General features: G+C 69.0%; 13 protein-coding genes, 1 tRNA gene and 2 pseudogenes. 11 read left to right on the forward strand and 5 right to left on the reverse strand.

Annotated elements, in window-relative coordinates; translation table 11 throughout:
- Positions 1–135: 135 nt before the first annotated feature.
- Entirely contained in the window at positions 136–3,243 is a 3,108-nt protein-coding gene (locus tag OG385_RS25615) for an endo-alpha-N-acetylgalactosaminidase family protein (RefSeq protein ID WP_266858019.1), read from the forward strand.
- 122 nt (positions 3,244–3,365) lie between these two features.
- Here the strand turns inward: OG385_RS25615 and OG385_RS25620 are convergent, their stop codons facing one another.
- Positions 3,366–5,114 carry a beta-galactosidase gene (locus OG385_RS25620; protein ID WP_266858020.1) on the reverse strand — a complete coding sequence of 583 codons (1,749 nt, stop codon included), beginning with the start codon at positions 5,112–5,114 and terminating at the stop codon, positions 3,366–3,368.
- A gap of 125 nt (positions 5,115–5,239) precedes the next feature.
- Here OG385_RS25620 and OG385_RS25625 point away from each other — a divergent pair, with 125 nt between their 5' ends.
- From OG385_RS25625 to OG385_RS25645, 4 genes and pseudogenes are all read left to right on the forward strand, one after another.
- Positions 5,240–6,118, forward strand: a complete 879-nt coding sequence (locus OG385_RS25625) for an AraC family transcriptional regulator (protein WP_266858022.1) — start codon at positions 5,240–5,242, stop codon at positions 6,116–6,118.
- Positions 6,119–6,129: 11 nt separating this feature from the next.
- Positions 6,130–6,444 carry a chorismate mutase gene (locus OG385_RS25630; RefSeq protein WP_266858024.1) on the forward strand — a complete coding sequence of 105 codons (315 nt, stop codon included), beginning with the start codon at positions 6,130–6,132 and terminating at the stop codon, positions 6,442–6,444.
- Between the two features lie 345 nt (positions 6,445–6,789).
- A pseudogene (locus tag OG385_RS25635) lies at positions 6,790–7,236 on the forward strand (Hint domain-containing protein); the annotation flags it as partial.
- 393 nt (positions 7,237–7,629) lie between these two features.
- On the forward strand, positions 7,630–8,103 hold the full coding sequence (locus tag OG385_RS25645) for a hypothetical protein (RefSeq protein WP_266858026.1): 474 nt from the start codon (positions 7,630–7,632) through the stop codon (positions 8,101–8,103).
- A gap of 174 nt (positions 8,104–8,277) precedes the next feature.
- On the opposite strand, the pseudogene OG385_RS25650 reads toward OG385_RS25645, so the two are convergent.
- Positions 8,278–8,719: pseudogene (locus OG385_RS25650) on the reverse strand (tyrosine-type recombinase/integrase); the annotation flags it as partial.
- 206 nt (positions 8,720–8,925) lie between these two features.
- Here OG385_RS25650 and pepN point away from each other — a divergent pair.
- The 3 genes from pepN (at position 8,926) to OG385_RS25665 (ending at position 14,389) form a co-directional block, all read left to right on the forward strand.
- Positions 8,926–11,451 carry an aminopeptidase N gene (gene pepN, locus OG385_RS25655; protein ID WP_266858027.1) on the forward strand — a complete coding sequence of 842 codons (2,526 nt, stop codon included), beginning with the start codon at positions 8,926–8,928 and terminating at the stop codon, positions 11,449–11,451.
- A gap of 167 nt (positions 11,452–11,618) precedes the next feature.
- A complete protein-coding gene (locus OG385_RS25660) occupies positions 11,619–12,983 on the forward strand; it encodes an aminotransferase class V-fold PLP-dependent enzyme (RefSeq protein WP_266858029.1) in 1,365 nt (454 codons plus the stop codon).
- Positions 12,980–14,389, forward strand: coding sequence for a lysine N(6)-hydroxylase/L-ornithine N(5)-oxygenase family protein (locus tag OG385_RS25665; protein ID WP_266858031.1), 1,410 nt, complete (start codon positions 12,980–12,982; stop codon positions 14,387–14,389). The genes OG385_RS25660 and OG385_RS25665 overlap by 4 nt, the downstream gene beginning before the upstream one ends.
- 87 nt (positions 14,390–14,476) lie before the next feature.
- Here OG385_RS25665 and OG385_RS25670 read toward each other — a convergent pair whose 3' ends face one another.
- A complete protein-coding gene (locus OG385_RS25670) occupies positions 14,477–16,288 on the reverse strand; it encodes a bifunctional UDP-sugar hydrolase/5'-nucleotidase (protein ID WP_266858033.1) in 1,812 nt (603 codons plus the stop codon).
- Positions 16,289–16,446: 158 nt separating this feature from the next.
- Here OG385_RS25670 and OG385_RS25675 point away from each other — a divergent pair, with 158 nt between their 5' ends.
- Positions 16,447–17,157: an SIMPL domain-containing protein gene (locus OG385_RS25675; protein ID WP_266858035.1), complete on the forward strand. Its 711-nt coding sequence runs from the start codon at positions 16,447–16,449 to the stop codon at positions 17,155–17,157.
- A 222-nt stretch (positions 17,158–17,379) separates the two neighbouring features.
- On the forward strand, positions 17,380–18,816 hold the full coding sequence (gene pyk / locus OG385_RS25680) for a pyruvate kinase (protein ID WP_266858037.1): 1,437 nt from the start codon (positions 17,380–17,382) through the stop codon (positions 18,814–18,816).
- A gap of 62 nt (positions 18,817–18,878) precedes the next feature.
- On the opposite strand, the gene OG385_RS25685 is transcribed toward pyk, so the two are convergent.
- A complete protein-coding gene (locus tag OG385_RS25685) occupies positions 18,879–19,655 on the reverse strand; it encodes a transcriptional regulator (RefSeq protein ID WP_266858038.1) in 777 nt (258 codons plus the stop codon).
- Between the two features lie 110 nt (positions 19,656–19,765).
- A tRNA-Leu gene (locus tag OG385_RS25690) sits at positions 19,766–19,838 on the reverse strand.
- A 100-nt stretch (positions 19,839–19,938) separates the two neighbouring features.
- Here OG385_RS25690 and OG385_RS25695 point away from each other — a divergent pair.
- On the forward strand, positions 19,939–20,592 hold the full coding sequence (locus OG385_RS25695) for an ANTAR domain-containing response regulator (RefSeq protein WP_266858039.1): 654 nt from the start codon (positions 19,939–19,941) through the stop codon (positions 20,590–20,592).
- The last annotated feature ends 95 nt before the right edge of the window (positions 20,593–20,687 follow it).

Below are 20,687 nucleotides of genomic sequence, written 5' to 3' on the forward strand. Positions count from 1 at the left end.
GAACGGACAGGGAGCCCGGGCAAAGCGCCTGATATCGCTTTAGTCCAAGACCTGTCCCTCCTTTGTCCATAGGCTCACACGCCCCGCCCCTCCATCGTGACGTGCACGGATGATCGTCGCGATGGAGGAGCGAGCGTGCACGAAGAAGACCGAGGGCCCAGCCGCAGGACCGTGGTGGCCGCCACCGCGCTGGCCGGTGTCGGTGCGGCACTCGCCACCCCGTCCGCCTTCGCGGCGGACGCGGCGGCCACGGGCTCCGGAGCCACCGGCGGAGCCGAGGCCGTCCTGCGTTCCGAAGCCCTCGACGTACGCGTCGACCGCGGCTTCCCGCGCATCGTGTCGTACACCGACCGCCGGACGGGCGCGCTGCTGCACGGGCAGGAGGACCCCGTCACCTCGGTGCTCATCGACGGCGCCCCGCACACCCCGAAGGTGACGTCCGGGCCCGGCCGGGACCGGATCGCGTACACCCTCGCCTTCGACGGCGGGACCGAGATCGGTGTCGAGATCCGGGTCGACGGATGGCGGACCGACTGGCGGGTCACCCGTATCGCGGACACCGCGGCGCTGCGCGTCGGGACGCTGGAGATCCCCGCCCTCGCCTTCCTCTCGGTACGCAGCGACCAGCCGGGCGCCACCCTGCTGGCCGCCAAGCTCGACCTGGACAAGGCCAAGAGCGGCGACACCCTGGTGAAGGTCGCGCCCGACAGCGCGGCGGACGCGGCGCCCGTCGGCTGCGCGTACGCCGTGGTGGCGCACGACGGGCTCGGCGGGGCCGTCGAGACCAACACGGTCTACGACAATCCGGCCGACACCCCGGGCGCCACCTGGGAGAACGGCCGGATGTGGCGGCAGACCGTCAAGAAGGACGGTTACGTCAAGGCGCAGCTGGCGTGCGGTCAGTGGACCCACCGCGCGGACACCTCGCCGGTGGACGCCACCGAACCACTGCCGTACGCGACCGTCATCCTCACCCGGGACCGCAACGGCGACGGCGTGGTCGACTGGCAGGACGCGGCCATCGCCTTCCGCGACATCATGGTGACCCCGCTCGGCGCGGACGACACCCATCTGCGGGTCGTCCCGCACATCCCGTTCAACTTCGCCTCGCAGGCCACCAACCCGTTCCTCGCGACGCTCGACAACGTCAAGCGGATCTCGCTCGCCACGGACGGGCTGCGCCAGTACACGCTGCTCAAGGGGTACCAGTCGGAGGGCCACGACTCCGCCCACCCCGACTACGCGGGCAACTACAACGAGCGGGCCGGCGGGCTCGCCGACATGAACACCCTCGTCAAGGAGGGCAGCAAGTGGAACAGCGACTTCAGTGTGCACGTCAACGCCACCGAGTCGTACCCCGTCGCCCACGCCTTCTCCGAGAAGCTCGTCGACAAGACCAACAAGCAGTGGGACTGGCTCGACCAGTCCTACCGCATCGACTCCCGGCGTGACCTGGTGTCGGGCGACATCATCAAGCGGCTCCAGGACCTGCGTAACGACACGCACCCCGCGCTCAACGCCATCTACTTCGACGTCTTCCGGGAGTCCGGCTGGAACGGCGACCGGCTCCAGCGCGCCCTGCGCGAGCAGGGGTGGACGGTCAGCAGCGAGTGGGGCCACGGCCTGGAGCGCTCCTCGGTGTGGTCGCACTGGGCGAACGAGACCGACTACGGCGCCGACACCTCGCGCGGCATCAACTCCCAGCTGATCCGCTTCATCCGCAACCACCAGAAGGACGTCTTCTCCAACAAGTGGCCCACGCTGCTGGGCGCCGGGCGGATGGGTAATTTCGAGGGCTGGGTCAACAAGACCGACTGGAACGCCTTCTACGACATCATCTGGACCGAGGCGCTGCCCGCGAAGTACCTCCAGGCCTACCCGGTCAAGCGGTGGACCGAGCACGAGATCACCTTCTTCGGCCCCACCGGGACCGTCGTCGGCGACACGGACGGCAACCGCCGCATCACCACCGACGGACGGGTCGTCTACACCGGCGGCAGCTACCTGCTGCCCTGGGAGCCCCGCAGGGCGACCGACCCGGAGAAGCTCTACCACTACAACCCCAAGGGCGGCAGCACCACCTGGCAGCTGCCGCGCGGCTGGTCGCACTCCTCGCGCGTCGCGCTCTACCGGCTGACCGACCAGGGTCGGGTGCACGCCGGTGACCTGGCGGTCCGCTCGGGCAAGGTCACCGTGGAGGCCACCGCGGGACAGCCCTATGTGCTGTACCGCTCACGGGTAGCAGCCCCGGCCGAACCCCAGTGGGGGCAGGGCACTCCGGTGTACGACCCCGGCTTCAACTCCGGCTCCCTGAAGGGCTGGCAGACCACGCCGGCCGGGGGAACCGCCTCCGTCGTACTGAACTCCATCGGCGACTACGAGCTGGTGATCGGCGCCGGAGCGGCCACCACCGTCGGCCAGCGCCTGGGCCGGCTGCCCGCCGGCACCTATGTCGCCTCGGTGCAGGTCGAGGTCGGCAAGAAGGCGGGGGAGCGGCGCAGGGCCGCCCTGGAGATCCGTACCGCCGACGGCGTGACCGCCGCCAACTGGACCGACACCTCGTGCGCGGGCAACTACGTCGCGGCCGACCGCAAGCACGAGACCCGCTTCCAGCGGATGTTCACGTACTTCACCGTGCCGGAGAGCGGCGGCCGGGTCGACCTCACGCTGCGGGTGGCCGCGGGCGACGCGCAGGTGCGGTTCGACAACCTGCGGATCGCCGGGGCGAAGCCCACCCGGAAGGCGGGCACGGTGGCCTTCGAGGACTTCGAGAACGTCCCGCAGGGCTGGGGCGTCTTCGTCAAGGGCGACGCGGGCGGCTCGACCGACCCGCGGACCCATGTCGGGCAGCGGCACGCGCCGTTCACCCAGCGGGGCTGGAACGGCAAGGTCATCGATGACGTCATCGACGGCGGCCAGTCGCTCAAGTCGCGCGGCGAGAACGACGGCCTGGTCTACCGGACCGTCCAGCACACTGTCCGCTTCGAGCCGTCGAAGCGGTACCGGGTCTCCTTCCGGTACGAGAACGACACGGCCGGCCAGTACGCCTGGATCACCGGCGTCGACGAGCCCGCGGCGCGCGAGCTGGACCGCAAGGCACTGCCCGTCGCGACCGAACCGACGCAGCTGAGCTACGAGTTCACCGCGCCGGCCGATGGCGACGCCTGGGTGGGACTGCGCAAGGTCGGCGACGACGGTGTCGCCGAATTCGCGCTCGACGCCTTCGAGGTCCGCGAGGTGTAGCGGAGCCGGACGCATCCGACGGTGCGGTGCGCGGTGGGCCGGTCCTCAGCCGAGGACCGGCCCACCGCCGTAACCGCCCGGTGTGCGCGGGGGGTTACGGCGGGGGTTCCAACGAGGGGGTTTCAGCGGAGCGCCAGCCCCGGCTCGCCCGCATCCGCCGCATCCGCCGCGAGCTCCAGCACCCACACCTCGTTCTCGCCCTCGCGCAGTACCGGGCCCGGTACGAACAGTGAACTCTGCGGCCCCGCCGACCAGTAACGGCCCAAGTTGAAGCCGTTCACCCAGACGAACCCCCGCACCCACCCGGTCAGTTCGAGTGTCGCGTCCCCGGCCCCGCTCACCTCGAACGTCCCCCGGTGCAGCCCCCGGGCCCCGGAATCCGGGCCGCCCGGCGGCACCGCACGGAACGGCAGCTTCGCGACCGCCGACGCGTCGTCGAACGCGTCGAGCCGCAGCCCCCGCGCACGCACCCCGTGCAGATACTGCCGCTCGTGCAGCACCCCGCCCGTCAGGCCCTTCGGCTCACCGAGACGCGGGCCGTAGTTGACCCGGCCCAGCGACTCCACCCACAGCTCCACCGACGCGGGCCCCGCCACCGGAGCGCCCAGCTCCGTGCGGACCCCGTCGACGTACAGCTGCGCCGCATCGCGCACTCCGGGCGCGGTCAGCGGATACGGCTTGCGCGGGCCCGGCACCTGTACGCGGTAGCGGACCAGACCCCGGTCGACATCCAGCTCCTCGAACGACGGGGGAGCACCTGTGACCTGCTCGGGCCCGCCCAGCGCGTCCGTCACCTCGCCGAGCGGCACCCACTCGGGGAGCGCGGCCCGTACGGGCGCCGCCAGCGCGGCAGGGGACGGCGGCAGTTCGGGCAGCGGCCCGTCCGCGTACTCCGCCAGCACCTCGCGGAACAGCCAGAACTTCCGGGTCGGCCGCCCGTACTCGTCGATGGGCGCACCGTAGTCGTACGAGGTCACGGTCGGCTGCAGCTCGCCCTCGTGCAGCTCACCCGAGCGGTTGGCGCCCGCCCAGCCGGCGAAGTTCGTCCCGCCGTGCGCCATGTACAGATTCACCGAAGCCCCGCACTCCAGGATCTCCCGCAGCGCCCGCGCGGCGTCCGCCGGATCCCGTACGACGGGCTCGGCGCCCCAGTGGTCGAACCAGCCGCACCAGAACTCCATGCACATCAGCGGCCCCTTCGGCCGGTGCCGGCGCAGCACGCCGAAGCCCTCGCGCGCGCCCGCGCCGAAGTTGGCCGTGGCCAGCACCCCGGGGACCGAACCGCCGGTCAGCATGTGGTCCTCGGGACCGTCCGACGTGAACAGCGGCACGCTCACCCCGAGCGTGCGGAGCAGCCCCGCCATATGGCGCAGATAGACCTGGTCGGATCCGTAACTGCCGTACTCGTTCTCGACCTGCACCATGATCACCGGGCCGCCCCGGTCGATCTGCCGGGGGACGATCTCACGCAGCAGCCGGTGGAACCAGCGGTCCACCTGGCGCAGATACTCAGCGTCACGCGTCCGCACCCGCGCACCGAGCGCTCCGGTCAGCCAGTGCGGCAGCCCGCCGTTCTCCCACTCGGCACAGATGTACGGTCCCGGGCGGACGACCGCCCACAGGCCGGCCTCGTGCGCGGCGTCCAGGAACCGGCCGAGTGCCTGCACGTCATGGAAGCGGCCCTGCTGGGGCTCGTGCAGATTCCACGGGACGTATGTCTCAACGGAGTTGAGCCCCATGGCCCGGAGCATGGCCAGCCGGTGTCCCCACTGGTCCTCGTGCACCCGGAAGTAGTGCAGCGCCCCCGACAGCAGCCGGACCGGCCGCCCGTCGATCAGGAAATCCTCGTCACCCACAGTGAAATCAGCCACGTCGACACTCTCACCTCTGGCGGCGGCCCGGTCCATGGACAAAGATCAACGCTCGTTGGACGCAAGAGACCGCAGTCAACAACCCGTGAAGATCGCGACGCACCGTACAGGAGGCCGGAAAAGGGATGTACCACACCTGGATGCGCTACTTCACTCCGAGCCCCGCCCACCACAAGCTCGGCCTGGTCTGCCTCGGAGTGGGCCTCCAGCACGGCACCCTGCCCGCGGTCGGCCCGCGGACGCTCGACCACCATGTCGCTGTCGTCGTCGGTGCGGGCAGCGGCTGGTACCGCGGCGCCGACGGACGCCGTACGACCGTCACCGCACCCGCACTCATCTGGATCACCCCCGGCGCCACCCACCACTACGGAGCAGATCCGGCCACCGGCTGGGACGAGTCCTTCGTCGACTTCACCGGGCCCGCCACCGCCACCTACACCGAACTCGGCTACATCGAACCCGACCGGCCCGTCGTCCCGCTCACCGACGTCGCGGGCGCACGCGCCGCCGTGGGGCGCATCGTCCGCGCCGCGCGCCGCGGGAACCCGCTGCTCGACGTGGAGAGCGGGGCCGCCGTCCACGAACTGCTCGTCGCGCTGCGCCGCGCCCGCGCCGACACCGACGCCGAAGGCGCCCCCGTCCTCCAGGCGCTCGCCCGCGACGCCTTCCAGCCGCTGACCGTCGCCGAACACGCGGCCCGGCACGGCATGACCCCGGCCGAACTGCGCAGCGCGGTACGGCAGGGGGCGGGCTGCAGCCCCAAGGACTACCTCCTGGGCATCCGCCTCGGCCGCGCCAAGGAACTGCTCGCCGCCACCGATCTGCCGGTCGCCGCCGTCGCCCGCAGAGTGGGCTACGACGACCCCGCGTACTTCTCCCGGCTCTTCACCCGCCGGGTCGGAAAGGCCCCGGTCGTCTTCCGCCAGCAGCAGGGACACACCGTGCCCGGCGGCTGGAGTGACCAGATACCGGACCCCGACGACCCGCCGACGATCACGACGTAAGCTCGACGACCATGACCGAGACAGCCCCGTCCGTACAGGCCGAACTGGACCGCCTGCGTGGATCCATCGACAACATCGACGCCGCCGTCGTCCACATGCTCGCCGAGCGCTTCAAAGCCACCCAGCAGGTCGGCCTCCTCAAGGCGCGCAACCAGCTCCCGCCCGCCGACCCGGCCCGCGAGGCCCGCCAGATCGCCCGGCTGCGCAGCCTCGCCGAGAGCGCGAAACTCGACCCGGCGTTCGCCGAGAAGCTGCTCAACTTCATCGTCGCGGAAGTGATCAGACACCACGAACGCATCGCGGACGGCTCGGCGACGGACAAGTGACCGGGGCCCGCCGGTGGGACGGGGGGCCGGCGTCGGCCCTCGTGGCAATCGACCACGCGGCGCCGGCCCCGGGGCGGCTGGTCCAAGGCGCTCCCGTCCGGGGACAGCTCTCGTGATGACCGGTGCGTAGTGACCCCTGTGGTGGCTGCATGCAGGTGTGAATTCGGGACAGTTGGTGCAGGCAGTAGCTGCGACCGGAGGCGTCCCTGATGGGGCCGAGCTGTGCATGGCGTGGGCAATTTGTCCATGAATAGGGAGTATGCGCACATTCTCGGATGGCGTTGACGCGTTGATTGGTGACGTCCGGGTGATCGGAAAGGGAAGCGAGCCGGCAGAGCAAAATTTGGATGTGCGCAGTGCTTCTTGGCCGGTACTCGTGTCCTCATGGCCGACGGGGAAAAGAAGAAAATTGAAGACGTCAAGATGGGTGATGAGGTAGAAGCCACCGATCCTGGAACGGGTAAATCCGGTCACCGGAAAGTGACCCGCCTCATCGTCACTAATGACGACAAACGCTTCAACGCTCTTTCCATCGCCACAAAAAGCGGTACGGAAAAGATCACCGCCACCTATGAGCATCCCTTCTGGTCCCCCTCTGAAGGGCGCTGGACCGGGACGGCCAAGCTGAAGCGGGGTATGACCCTGCTGACGGACGACGGCAGCAGAGTCACGGTCACGGCCAACCGCCCCTTCGTCAAGCACGCGAGGACCTATAACCTTACGGTCGAGGGCCTCCATACGTACTATGTGCTGGCGGGGGAAACGCCGGTACTCGTTCACAACAGCAACTGCGGAATTGGTCGGGAGCTGATCGGTGACGAGAGGGCGGATCACATCCTTGATGGTCACAGGTACCCGGGGGCGCCGGGTAAGGACGCTTTCCCGCAAGGGTGGTCTGATGACCAGATTTTGGATGCTGTTGCTGACGTGGTGACGAGTCCAAATAGTCAAAGGACCTGGTACAAGGGATCTGCTGTGCATGCCGAGAGAACCCTGAAGACCAGGAAGGGCGAACCTGCGGTTCAGAATGTGATCGGGTCAGTGGGAGGGGTGAGAATGCTAGTGCGTTACGAACCTCTCACTGGGAAGGTGCTCACAGCTTTCCCGCACTGAGGAAATGGTCCACCCGATCCGGGTGTAGCGAATTCGATGATTGGAGGATTAATGGAGAGAGATGCGAATCTGATGGAACTGTTGCATCGTTTGGACGATCCCGAATGTCCAGAAACGCCAGCTGACTACAATGCGGGCGATGCTGCAGCTTCGTTCAGCCGTCTGGCTGTGCAGGTTGGTTCTCACTTCTCGACGCCTTGTGGAATCGATCGAGACATCCAGGACTCCGCGCAGTACGGACGAATCGAAGTGCCAGGGGAAGCCACAGTCTGTGGGACGAGGATTGTTGCCCTGGTGAGCAAGTTCAAGCCATTGGCAATGGTGGCGGCCGATAACCCTGGCGCCTTCTTGGGTACGGATGAAGCGCAGGCTGAAGGCGAGCTCGACGCGAATGACCTTGAGAAGGTAGAGCAAGTTCTCGCTGAATCGGGGTACATCACGATTCCGGAAGAACTTCTTGAAAGAAGCTATGGCGGGCCCACTCTCTTGCGTTTCCACGGTTCTGGGGAGCCGAGTTGGTGGGACCGGTTCTTCGGTTCTTTCTGATGGGTCTCAAGTATCGGGTTCCGTAACGTTGGTTCTCATGGATCGCATGGGGTTCGTTACCCGATTCGACCCATCCGCGCCATGAGAAGGACCATGCAGTGGCAAAGATCAGCCCCGCCGAGCTGTGCTTGGCGGGGCTGATCTGGCGTTTGACGGCAGTAGTTGACGGCAACGTCAGCGGACGCCAGTGGCGGGTGGTGGTGGTTCGTCGCCGCCGGAGCGGGCCGTCTCGGTGGTTTCCCGGCTGCCGAGCGCGGTGCTGAGGGTGTCGATGGCTTGCCGCTGGAGGCGGAGGCGTACGTGGGCGTAGACGGTGGCGGTGACGCCGATGTGGGCGTGGCCGAGGAGTTCCTTGATGACGACGAGATCGACGCCTTGTTCCAGGAGGAGGGTGGCGGTCGAGTGCCGGAGGTCGTGGAAGCGGATCGTCCGGAGTTCCGCGCCGTGGAGGAGGCGGCGAAAGCGGCGGGTGAGGTTGGTGGGACGAGCGGCCTGCCTTTCGGGTGGTGGAGACGAGCCCGTTGTCCGTCCAGCCCGTTCCGGCCGCCTGGCGCTCGTCCTGCTGCCGTTCTTGGTAGGTTTTGAGGGAGTTGAGGCATTCAGTGCGCAGGGCGAGTCCGTCTAGCGCGTAGCGCCTGCGGTCCAACAGCCCCACCCGAGCCCCGGCCGCCCCCTGTGACCGCCCCGCCGCACCCTCTCGTACCGACCTCACCACACCCCCTCACCCCACCCCGCCTCCCACCACACCCCGTACCGACCCGCGCCGCCCGCAGTACCCGAGACCCCGTGCGCGACGCCGACGGCGTACGGCACGATGGGCCCATGTCCGTACTGACGCGCGATGAAGCGCAGCTCCGAGCCCAGCTCCTCGATGTCCAGCGGTACACGATCGACCTCGATCTGACGCAGGGCGACGACACCTTCGACTCCCGTACCGTCATCCGTTTCACCGCGCGTGCGGCCGGAGACACCTTCGTCGAGGTCAAGCCCGCCGAGCTGCGCTCCGTGACTCTCGACGGGCAGCCCATCGACCCCGGGACGCTCTCCGGGAACCGGCTCCCGCTCACCGGCATCACGCCCGGCGAGCACGAGCTGCTGATCGACGCCGCGATGCGCTACTCGCACACCGGCGAAGGAATGCACCGGTTCACCGACCCCACCGACGGCGAGACCTACGTCTACACGCAGCTGTTCATGGAGGACGTCCAGCGCGTGTTCGCCGCGTTCGACCAGCCCGACCTCAAAGCCGTCTTCCAGCTCGGCGTCACCGCACCCGACGGCTGGACCGTCCTCACCAACGCCGTCGCCGAGCGGACCGACGGCGGCGGCTGGCAGGCCGCACCCACCCCCCTCATCTCCACCTACCTCGTCGCCGTCGCCGCGGGCCCCTGGCACTCCGTGACCACCGAGCACGCCGGGCTCCCCTTCGGCCTGCACTGCCGCCGCTCACTCGCACCCCACCTCGACGCGGACGCCGACGAGATCTTCGAGATCACCCGCGCCTGCTACGACCGGTACCACGAGAAGTTCGACGAGCCGTACCCCTTCGACTCGTACGACCAGGCCTTCGTCCCGGAGTTCAACGCCGGCGCCATGGAGAACCCCGGCCTGGTCACCTTCCGCGACGAGTTCATCTACCGCTCCGCCGTCACCGACACCGAGCGGCAGACCCGCGGCATGGTCATCGCCCACGAAATGGCCCATATGTGGTTCGGCGACCTCGTCACCCTCCAGTGGTGGGACGACATCTGGCTGAACGAGTCCTTCGCCGAGTACATGGGCTACCAGACCCTCGCCGAAGCCACCCGCTTCACCGGCACCTGGGTCGACTTCGCCATCGCCCGCAAGACCTGGGGGTACGACGCCGACCAGCGCCCCTCCACCCACCCCGTCGCCCCCGACCCGGCGCTCGTCCCCGACACCGCGTCCGCGATGCTCAACTTCGACGGGATCTCGTACGCCAAGGGCGCGTCCGCGCTGCGCCAACTCGTCGCCTGGCTCGGCGAGAAGGACTTCCTCGCCGGGATCAACGTCCACTTCGCCCGGCACCGCTTCGGCAACGCCACCCTCGCCGACTTCATCGACAACCTGGCGTCCGCCACCGACCGCGACGTCCACGCCTGGGCCGCGCGGTGGCTGGGCACCACCGGAGTCGACACCCTCACCCCCACCGTCACCGAGACCGACAACAACTGGTCGTTCAGCGTCGCCCGCACCGGCAGCCGCCCCCACCGCATCGCCGTCGGCGCCTACGACCACGACCCGGTCGACCCCTCCCACCTGGTGCTGCGCGCACGCTTCGAACTCGACGTACCCGCCGAGGACAGTGCCGCCGCCACCACCGCTGACACCACCGACGCCGCCAGGACCTTCCAGGGCCGCCGCCCCGACCTGCTCCTCCTCAACGACGGCGACCTCACCTACGCCAAGGTCCGCCTCGACGCCGCCTCCTGGGAGACCGCAGTACGCGCGCTCTCCGGCCTCCCCGACCCGCTGACCCGCGCCGTCGTCTGGAACGCCGCACGCGACATGGTCCGCGACGGCGAACTGCCGCCCACCGCCTACCTGGACGCCGCGCTCGCCCACCTCCCGCACGAGGCGGACCTCGCCGTCGTCCAGGGCGTCCTCGTCTTCGCCGCCACCCAGATCGCCGACCGCTACCTGCCGCACGCCGACCGGTCCGCCGCACTCGCCACCGTCAGCACGATCTGCCGCGCGCTCATCCGCCGCACCGAGGACGGGAACAACCCCGGGCTCCGCCTCGTCGCAGTCCGCCACTTCATCGACGCGGCCACCCAGCCCGACGGCATCCAGGCCTGGCTCGACGACGGCGGCGTCCCCGGCGGCCCCGAACTCGACCCCGAGTTGCGCTGGCGCATCCTCCACCGCCTGGCCGCACTCGGCGCCGTCGACGAGAGCGTCATCGACGCCGAACTCGACCGGGACATCAGCGCCACCGGACAGGAAGGAGCCGCCCGCTGCCGGGCTGCGCTGCCCGCACCGGAGGCCAAGGCCGCGGCATGGCAGCGGATGTTCAGCTCCGACGACCTCTCCAACTACCTGTTCAACGCCACCGCCGGCGGCTTCTGGCAGGCCGAACAGACCGAACTCGTCGCGCAGTACGCGGAGCGCTACTACGAGGACGCCGTCGCCCTCGCCGGCCGCCGGGGCCCGGCCATCGCCGAGGCCGCCGGACGGTACGCCTTCCCCGCGTACGAGGTCACGCCCGAGGCACTCGCCCGCGGCGAAGCCTGTCTGCGCGAGACCGACATGATCCCCGCCCTGCGCCGCAAGCTCACCGACCAGCTCGACGACCTGCGGCGCGCCCTGGAGGTCCGCCGGGCCTGACCGCAGGTGCGGGGCGGCAGCCCCTTGTACCACCCCAGGAGGCTCCAACTTCCCCCCGCACCAGGGCAATACCACTTTCGGGTTGAGCTCGTTGTGCTCTTCGGGCGCGCCGCCTGTCCCCCGTACAGGCTGGGGCGACAGCCCCGAGCGCACCGAAGGACACCCGTATGAGTACGCCGCCACTCGCCGGAGGGGCCGCAGGGCCGAACGCCCTGCGGCCCCTCGTCGGTACCGTCCTCGACGCGCTGCACGACGGGGCCGCCGACCGGATCGGCCCGCTGCCGCCCGGCGGCCCGGAAGCCGTCGCCGTACGGGTACGGGCCACGGCCCACCCCGTGCTGCCCGACACCGGAACCGGCGCCGAAGAAGCCCTGCGCACCCTGGTCCACGCCATCACCGAAGGCGCGGCGGACCCCGCCGACCCACGCTGCGCGGCCCATCTGCACTGCCCGCCGCTCGCCGTCGCCGCAGCCGCCGACCTCGCCGCCTCCGCCCTCAACCCCTCGATGGACTCCTGGGACCAGGCCCCCGCGGCCTCCGAGCTCGAAGCCCTCGTCACCCGCGCCATCGCCGCCGAGATCTACCCGGCGGGCGACGCGCTCGTCACCACCGGCGGCAGCGAGTCCAACCAGCTCGCACTGCTCCTCGCCCGCGAACGCCACGGCGCCGTCCGGATCGTCTGCGGCGCCAACGCCCACCACTCCCTGCACCGCGCAGCCTGGCTGCTCGGCCTCCCCGAACCCCTCACCGTCCCGTCGCCCTCCGGAACCATCGACCTCGCCGCGCTCGACGAAGCACTCACCGCGACACACGGCCCGGTCCTGGTCGCGGCCACCGCCGGCACCACCGACGCCGGACTCATCGACCCGCTCCCCGAGATCGCCGACCTCTGCGACCGGCACGGCGCCGAACTGCACATCGACGCCGCATACGGCGGCCCGCTCCTCTTCAGCGACCTCCACCGACCCCTGCTTGCCGGCCTCGAACGAGCCCACTCGGTAACCCTCGACCTGCACAAACTCGGCTGGCAGCCGGTCGCGGCAGGACTCCTCGCCGTCCCGTGCCCCGCCACCCTGGACGCCCTCACCCACCAGGCCGACTACCTCAACGCCGACGACGACACCGAAGCCGGCCTCCCCGACCTCCTCGGCCGCTCCCTGCGGACCACCCGGCGCCCCGACGTCTTCAAGATCGCCGTCACACTCCGCGCCCTCGGCCGGAGCGGCCTCGCCGCCCTCATCGACCGCACCTGCGCCATCGCCGCAGAACTCGCCGACCTCGTCGAGGCCCGGCCCGGCCTGGAGCTCTACGACCGGCCCACCATCTCCACCGTGCTCTTCCGCCCCACCGGAGCGGACGACGCGACCGTGGCCGCCATCCGCCGCACCCTCCTCACCGAGGGCCATGCCGTACTCGGCCGGGCCCGCGCGGACAACCGCCTCTGGCTGAAAGCCACCCTGCTCAACCCCCACGCCACCACCGGTGACCTGGAAGCTCTCCTCAAACTCCTGGAAGGCAGTACGCCCCGATGACGACGGACCAGCAGGCTTCCGCAGACCAGCCCCACGATCTGGTGGGGGTCGGCATCGGACCGTTCAACCTCTCCCTCGCGGCACTCGCCCACCCCCTCACCGAACTCTCCACCGCCTTCTACGAACAGCGCCCCGCATTCCACTGGCACCCCGGCCTGCTCATCGAGGACGCCACCCTCCAAGTCCCCTTCCTCGCCGACCTGGTGACCCTCGCCGAACCCGCCAGCCCCTGGTCGTTCCTCAGCTACCTCAAGGAACGCGAGCGGCTCTACCCCTTCTACTTCGCCGAGCACTTCCACATCAGGCGCACCGAGTACGACGCCTACTGCCGCTGGGTCAGCGAGAGCCTGCCCGGACTCCACTTCGGCCACCAGGTCGACGCCATCCGCTGGAACGCCGAACACGCCCTCTTCGAAGTCGACTTCACCCAACTCGACGCCGACGGAGAAGCCGAGGCACTCGGCCGCGCCCACACCCGCAACCTGGCACTCGGCGTCGGCACCGAGCCGTACATCCCGGAGACCCTCAAGCCGCTCGCCGAAGCACCATCCGTACCCGTCGTGCACTCGTCCGACTACCTCGCCAGCCGCGAACGGCTCCTCGCCGCAGGGCACATCACCGTCATCGGCGCGGGCCAGTCCGGCGCCGAGATCTTCCTCGACCTGCTCCGGGCCCGCCCCGCAGGCCAGGAGAAGATCACCTGGCTCGCCCGGACCGAGGCCTTCGCCCCCATGGAGTACTCCAAGCTCGGCCTGGAGCACTTCACCCCCGACTACACCCGCTACTTCCACCAGCTGCCCGAGTCAGCCCGCGACTCCCTCGCCCCGCAGCAGTGGCAGCTCCACAAGGGCATCGACGCCGAAACCATCGCGGCCATCCACGGCGAGCTCTACCGCCGCACCCAGCACGGCGGCTGGCCCGACGCCGTCCTCACCCCGGGCGTCACCGTCCGCACCGCCGGACGCGTCGCCACCACCAAGGTCGAACTCCACCTCGAACACGCCCGGCAGGGCTCCCGCTCCCGCCTCACCACCGACGCCGTGGTCCTCGCCACCGGCTACCGGGAACGACCGCTCGACGGAATGCTCGCCGGCCTCGACCCCTACATGCGGCGCGACGCGTCCGAGCGCCCCCGCATCGACGACCAGTACCGGCTGCTCCTGGACCCCGCCGTCACCGGCTCCGTGTACGTACAGAACGCCGAACGCCACACCCATGGCGTCGGCGCCCCCGACCTCGGCCTCGCCGCCTGGCGCAGCGCGACGATCCTCAACTCCCTCACCGGGAAGGACCCCTACCCGCTGCCCCGGCGCACCGCGTTCACCAGCTTCGGCCTCGACCGCGAGCACGCCCTGCCCCCGCAGAGCCGCACCCGCCTCGTCCCGCTGGCCGAACGCAGCAGCTGAGCGGTCGTCGAGCACACGGGCAACCGGCCGGACCGCCGCACCCGGCCCGGCCGGGCCCGCAAACCCGGCCGGACACCCGGCCACGCCCTAGAAGACCGGCGTACCGTCCCGCGTCAGCTTCCAGTCCACCGAAGCGAACTCCGACGCGTCCACCGTCCCCTTCGCCTGCACCCACGCGATGATCGTGTTCCGGATCTCGTCCGAATTGGCCCACAGCTGCTTGGCGGACGGCACATGCGGGAAGTTACCGCCGCCGCTCGCCCGGTAGTTGTTCACCGCCAGCACGAACTGCGCCGCCGGATCGATCGCCTTACCGCCGAAGGACAGCTTCGCGATCCGCGAACCGGCCGTCTTGGCGATGTCGATCTCGTACGTCAGACCCGACACCGCGTCATAGTTGTAGTCCGGCGTGTCATCCGCGTTCGTCAGCTTCGAGGTGTCGACAGGACCGCCCGCCGGCGTCTGCACGTAGTAGCGCGCCGAGAACTCCAGATAGTCCTTGATCTGCGCACCCGTCACCAGACGGGCCTCCAGCGTGTTCTCGAACGGGTACAGGCCCGCCGCGTCCTTGATCGTCACGTTCCCGGCGGGAATCTGCGCCGTATGCGAGAAGCACGACGCCTGCGAGAGCACCGGCAGCGCCGCGTACTCACCACCGGCCAGCGCCGCCTTCACCGTGTCGGTCTGGACGGCGTTGATCAGATCGATGATCGGCTCGTCCTTCCACGGCGCGTCCGCCGTGGTCATCGCGGCGGACGACGTCCCGATCACCTCGTTGACGTACGCCACGACCTTCTTGTGCTCGTCCGTCAGCAGCTTCACGAGCTCCGGGTCCTCGGCCGCGGTATTGGAGTTCAGCACCCGCGCACCGGCCTTCTCGACCGCCCAGCGACCCTTCTCCCACACCAGGTCGAAGTCGAAGACCGTGAGCCGCTCCCCCCACATCAGCGGCTCGGAGAGAACGACCTGCTTCCCGGTCTTCTTGTTCTCCACGAACCTCTCGGGGATCTCGACATGCGCATGGCCCACCAGGATGGCGTCGATCCCCGGCACCTGCTCGGCCACCAGGGCGGACGCGTTCTCCACGTACGGGATCTGGTCACCGTACGAGGATGTGCCGCTGGCTCCCGAGTGCGCCGCCACGAGCACCACGTCGGCACCCATGGAACGCAGCCGCGGCACATACTTCGCCGCCTGCTCCTCCAGCCCCGGAAACACCATCTTGCCCTGCACGTTCGCCTTGTCCCAGATGGCGATGCCCGGGTTAGTCAGCCCGAGGATCGCGACCTTCACATCCCGGCCGTGCGGTGTGCGGAGCGTCCTGAAGACGTACGGGGCGAACGCCGGCCTGAGCGTCTTCGCGTCCAGGGCGTTGGCCCCCAGCAGCGGGAAACGGCACTGCTCCTCGAACTTCCGCAGCACCGGAATGCCGTAGTTGAACTCGTGGTTGCCCAGCGCCGCCGCGTCGTAGCCGATGTGGTTCATCGCCTGCGCCATCGGGTGCACCGGACCGTGCTTGGCCGTGATCGGGTCGATCTTCGCGTAGTAGTACGACAGTTGGGTGCCCTGGATGGTGTCGCCCGCGTCGATCATCAGGGTGTTGTGGCGGCCTCTCTCCTCGCGGATCCCGTTGACCAGCGTCGAGATCTTCGCCAGGCCGACGTCGTTGTGTGCGGCGTCGTCGAACTCCTTGTCCGTGAAGTAGTCCCAGTTGAAGACATGGCCGTGCAGATCGGTCGTCCCCATCACGGTGAAGGAGTACCGCTTCGGCGGACGCCCGTGACCGTGGCCATGGCCGTGCCCCTGCGCCTCAGCGGGCACTGCCGTGCCTCCGGCGATGGCCACACCGGCGCCTGCGGCGGCCGAAGTACCCAGGAACGTCCTACGGTTGAGCGGCATTTCGTCTCCCTAGTCACGTGCACAACGCGCGTAGATGCGGACAGCAACCATGCACAACGCGCGTAGATTCTGACCCAGGAGCCACGCGGTGCAACACCCCCCGCAGGTTTCGATCTGGTGACCGCCGACTGTCGTACCGGGGTGCGACAGTGGGAACCATGACCGACGAAGTCCCGTACCCCTCCGCAGCCCCCTACGGCACGCCCGACACCCCCCGCGTCGCCGTGCGCGGCGAGGCGAGCCTCGAAGTCGAACCCGAGACCGCCACCCTCACCGTCACCGCGAGCGCCCGCGGCAAGGACCGCCGGGCAGCGCTGCAGGACCTCACCCGGCGCAACGCCGCCATCTTCGAACTCGCCAGGGAATACGGCGAAGCCGTCGAGAAACTGGAGAGCGGCGCGCTCTCCGTCAGCCCCGAACCGGCCCAGCACGGCTGGGGCGAAAGGGTCCGCGCCTACTCCGGCCACGTCCGGATCACCGTCGCACTCAACGACTTCACCGCACTCGGCGAACTCACCGCCCGCCTCGCCGGCCTGGAACTGACCCGCGTCGAAGGACCCTGGTGGGCGCTGCGCCCCGGATCGCCCGCACACCGCGACGCCCGCCGGCAGGCCGTGCGGGACGCCGTCACCCGCGCCCGTGAGTACGCCGAGGCGCTCGGCGCCGAGCTGACCGCCCTGGTCGAGCTCTCCGACCCGGGCGCGGACGGTGCGCGCCCGCCCGCCCCCGGCTTCGCCGGCACCCGTGGCTTCAGAGCGGCGGCACCCGGCGGGGCGGACGACGTACCGGCCATCGACCTCGAACCCCAGCGCCAGACCGTTTACGCACAGGTGAACGCCCGTTTCACCATGTCACCACCGGCGCTCTGAGGCCCGCACCGGGAATCCGGCCCGGCCCGGAAGCCCGGGGGAGCCACGGCCGGCAGTCGGCCGACGGTCAGGGGACGCAATTCCGCATAGGGCCCATCGGAATTGCTCATCAGAGCGCACGCGCGCACAATTCAACAGTTGTCAATAGCCTTTCATGTAAAGGTGGTTGAGTCGTCATGTGTGACCCATCACTTACCCATCGGTAAGGCATACGCTCGAACCATGCGCCGAGCAAAGATCGTTTGTACCCTGGGCCCCGCGACCGACTCGTACGACCAGATCAAGGCACTGGTCGAAGCCGGTATGGACATGGCCCGATTCAATCTCAGCCACGGCAGCTACGCCGAGCACGAGGAGCGTTTCCGCCGCGTACGCAAGGCGGCCGAGGAGACAGGCCGCAGCGTCGGCATCCTCGCGGATCTTCAAGGCCCGAAGATCCGCCTCGGCCGCTTCGCCGAAGGCCCCGTACTCCTTGAACGCGGCGACGAGTTCACCATCACCGTCGCCCCCGGCGCCCGGGGCGACCGGAGCAGCTGCGGCACCACCTACAACGGCCTCGCCGGGGACGTGACCACCGGCGAGCGCATCCTCGTCGACGACGGCAAGGTCGCCCTCGAAGTCACCTCCGTCGAAGGCCCCCGCGTCCACACCCTGGTCGTCGAGGGCGGCATGGTCTCGGACCACAAGGGGCTCAACCTCCCCGGTGTCGCGGTGTCCGTCCCCGCCATGTCCGAGAAGGACGCCGATGACCTTCGCTGGGCCCTGCGGACCGGGGCCGACATCATCGCGCTCTCCTTCGTGCGCAGCGGCCGGGACGTCGACGAGGTCCACCAGATCATGGAGGAGGAGGGCCGCAGGCTCCCCGTCATCGCCAAGATCGAGAAGCCGCAGGCCGTCGAGAACATCGACGGGATCGTCGCGGCCTTCGACGGCATCATGGTCGCCCGCGGTGACCTCGGCGTCGAGATGCCCCTGGAACAGGTGCCGATCGTCCAGAAGCGCGCCGTGAAGCTGGCCAAGCGCAACGCCAAGCCCGTCATCGTCGCGACCCAGATGCTCGACTCGATGATCGACAACTCCCGCCCCACCCGCGCCGAAGCCTCCGACGTCGCCAACGCGGTCATCGACGGCACTGACGCCGTGATGCTCTCCGGCGAGACCAGCGTCGGCAAGTACCCGGTGGAGACGGTCCGGACGATGGGCCGCATCGTCGAGGCCGCCGAGGAGGACATCCTCGCCCGCGGCCTGCCGCCGCTGAACGACCGCAACAAGCCGCGTACCCAGGGCGGCGCCGTCGCCCGCGCGGCCGCCGAGATGGGCGACTTCCTCGGCGCGAAGCTGCTCGTGGCCTTCACCCAGTCCGGCGACACGGCGAAGCGGCTCTCGCGCTACCGCTCACCGATCCCGCTGCTGGCCTTCACCCCGGACCCGGCAACACGTGCCCAGCTCACCCTGACTTGGGGTGTGGAGACCTATCTCGGCCCGCACGTGGAATCCACGGACGAGATGGTCGCGCAGGTCGACGAACAACTCCTGAAGGCGGGCCGCTGCCAGAAGGGCGACATCGTCGTCATCACCGCGGGCTCCCCGCCCGGCGTCGCGGGCTCCACCAATCTGGTCCGCGTCCACCACGTCGGGGAGGACGATTCGCCGAAGTAGCCAGACTGGTCAGCAGTAGACCAGGGCCCCTCGAATTCGCTGCTGAGGGGCCCTTTCGCGGCTCAGTACTTCGGACCTACGTGTGCATCCATGAGTGCAACGGATCCGCGCTTGGCCACGGAGATGTTGTATGGCCTGCTGTGGCGGGTGCAGCTCTTCCATTCGACGCCGAGTTTGTCGAGGGTGTCGGTGTAGAGACGGCGGATGTCGTCGGACACGTTGGTGAACCAGTACCTGGGGTATTCGTAGCGCTTCCGCTCACCACCGACGATGCGGGTGGTCCAGTTTGTGTTCCGGCATCCGTCGGAGTGGATCAAGCCGCGCACGAACGGCCAAGGATATTCATCGACAATCTGCTGCTGCCAGGGTTCCAGCGCGATGGTTCGGTCGTGCTTTTTCCCGGGGCCGTGCTGGGGGAACAGGCATGGCCAATGTCTGCTGTAACCGGTGACGGCAACACAACCTTCCTTCTGGACCAAGCAAAGGGAATCGCTTGGACTAACGGCACTGATCGCTTCGCGGCACGTCTCGATGAGCCCCGGCCAGGAGTTGGAACAGGCGATGCGCAAGTAGTACCCAATCTTGGGATGAGGGCTGATGCAGCCATCGCCGAGGTAGAGGCCGAGTAGATATGCATATGCGGCGGCGTCGTCGGGGGTTCCGGGTTCGAGGCGGCACCGTGCGCAAGGGGCTAGGCGGGGGTGGGCGAGAGGCTCCACGTGGGTCTGCCATTCGCGGATTGCGGCCCGTGATATACCCGTCTGCTTGCTGACGGAGTTGAGGCTGTGACCTTGGCCGACGAGTTCAAGTGCGAGCTTGCGTGCGCTGAGGTCGTACATGGATGCGAGACTGGCCCGAACATCGCTGCTGCCGCACCCGTTCGACGCTGCGTTCGCTGAGGCGAGTGAAGATCTCCAATAAGGGGTGGGCCTTGGAAGCGAAGGTAAAGTGCCCTGGGTGGGATTCGAACCCACGCTGTCGGTGGTTTGAGCACCGTGTCTCTTCCGCTGGACTACCAGGGCTTGCCTTGAGATCAAAGGTTAGCGGAGACCCGCCGTGACTCAAACATACAGGAGCTAGGTAGGCTCAGGTAGCAGCACCTGCCATGAATCAAGGAGCCCCGTGACCGCCCCCGAGTCGCCCCAGCCCGTCGCCGACGACGACAAGTCGCACGTCCCGCCGCTGACGACCCGTGTCGTCATCGCCGAGGACGAGGCCCTCATCCGCCTCGACCTCAAAGAGATGCTCGAAGAAGAGGGCTACGCGGTCGTCGGCGAAGCCGGTGACGGTCAGCGGGCCGTCGAGCTGGCCCGGGAGCACCGGCCCGATCTGGTGATCCTCGATGTGAAGATGCCCGTTCTGGACGGGATCTCCGCCGCCGAGAAGATCACCGAGGAGTCCATCGCCCCGGTCCTGATGCTGACCGCGTTCTCGCAGCGCGACCTCGTGGAGCGGGCCAGGGACGCCGGAGCGATGGCGTATCTCGTGAAGCCGTTCTCCAAGAGCGACGTCGTGCCCGCCATCGAGATGGCCGTCTCCCGCTTCACCGAGCTGAAGGCCCTGGAGCAGGAGGTCGCCGACCTCTCGCAGCGGCTGGAGACGCGGAAGCTGGTGGACCGGGCGAAGTCGGTGCTGCAGACGCAGTACGGGCTGACCGAGCCCGCCGCCTTCCGATGGATCCAGAAGACGTCGATGGACCGCCGGATGTCGATGCAGCAGGTCGCCGAGGCGGTCATCGAGGACGCCGAGGAGAAGAAGGCGGCCAAGGAGCAGTAGCTCCGGCGCGGCTCCAGGTCCGCAGTACGAAGGCGACAGCCGGACGGCCCGCCCCGGGAGATTCGGGGTGGGCCGTCCGGCTGTGTGCTGCGGGG

It is taken from the genome of Streptomyces sp. NBC_01306 (assembly GCF_026340465.1).
Taxonomy (GTDB): Bacteria; Actinomycetota; Actinomycetes; order Streptomycetales; family Streptomycetaceae; genus Streptomyces.

Coding starts and splice junctions, on each gene's coding strand:
- OG385_RS25625 (WP_266858022.1), top strand. CDS start 5,240: ATGTACCACACCTGGATGCGCTACTTCACTCCGAGCCCCGCCCACCAC.
- OG385_RS25630 (WP_266858024.1), top strand. CDS start 6,130: ATGACCGAGACAGCCCCGTCCGTACAGGCCGAACTGGACCGCCTGCGT.
- OG385_RS25645 (WP_266858026.1), top strand. CDS start 7,630: ATGGAACTGTTGCATCGTTTGGACGATCCCGAATGTCCAGAAACGCCA.
- pepN (WP_266858027.1), top strand. CDS start 8,926: ATGTCCGTACTGACGCGCGATGAAGCGCAGCTCCGAGCCCAGCTCCTC.
- OG385_RS25660 (WP_266858029.1), top strand. CDS start 11,619: ATGAGTACGCCGCCACTCGCCGGAGGGGCCGCAGGGCCGAACGCCCTG.
- OG385_RS25665 (WP_266858031.1), top strand. CDS start 12,980: ATGACGACGGACCAGCAGGCTTCCGCAGACCAGCCCCACGATCTGGTG.
- OG385_RS25670 (WP_266858033.1), bottom strand. CDS start 16,288: ATGCCGCTCAACCGTAGGACGTTCCTGGGTACTTCGGCCGCCGCAGGC.
- OG385_RS25675 (WP_266858035.1), top strand. CDS start 16,447: ATGACCGACGAAGTCCCGTACCCCTCCGCAGCCCCCTACGGCACGCCC.
- pyk (WP_266858037.1), top strand. CDS start 17,380: ATGCGCCGAGCAAAGATCGTTTGTACCCTGGGCCCCGCGACCGACTCG.
- OG385_RS25685 (WP_266858038.1), bottom strand. CDS start 19,655: ATGTACGACCTCAGCGCACGCAAGCTCGCACTTGAACTCGTCGGCCAA.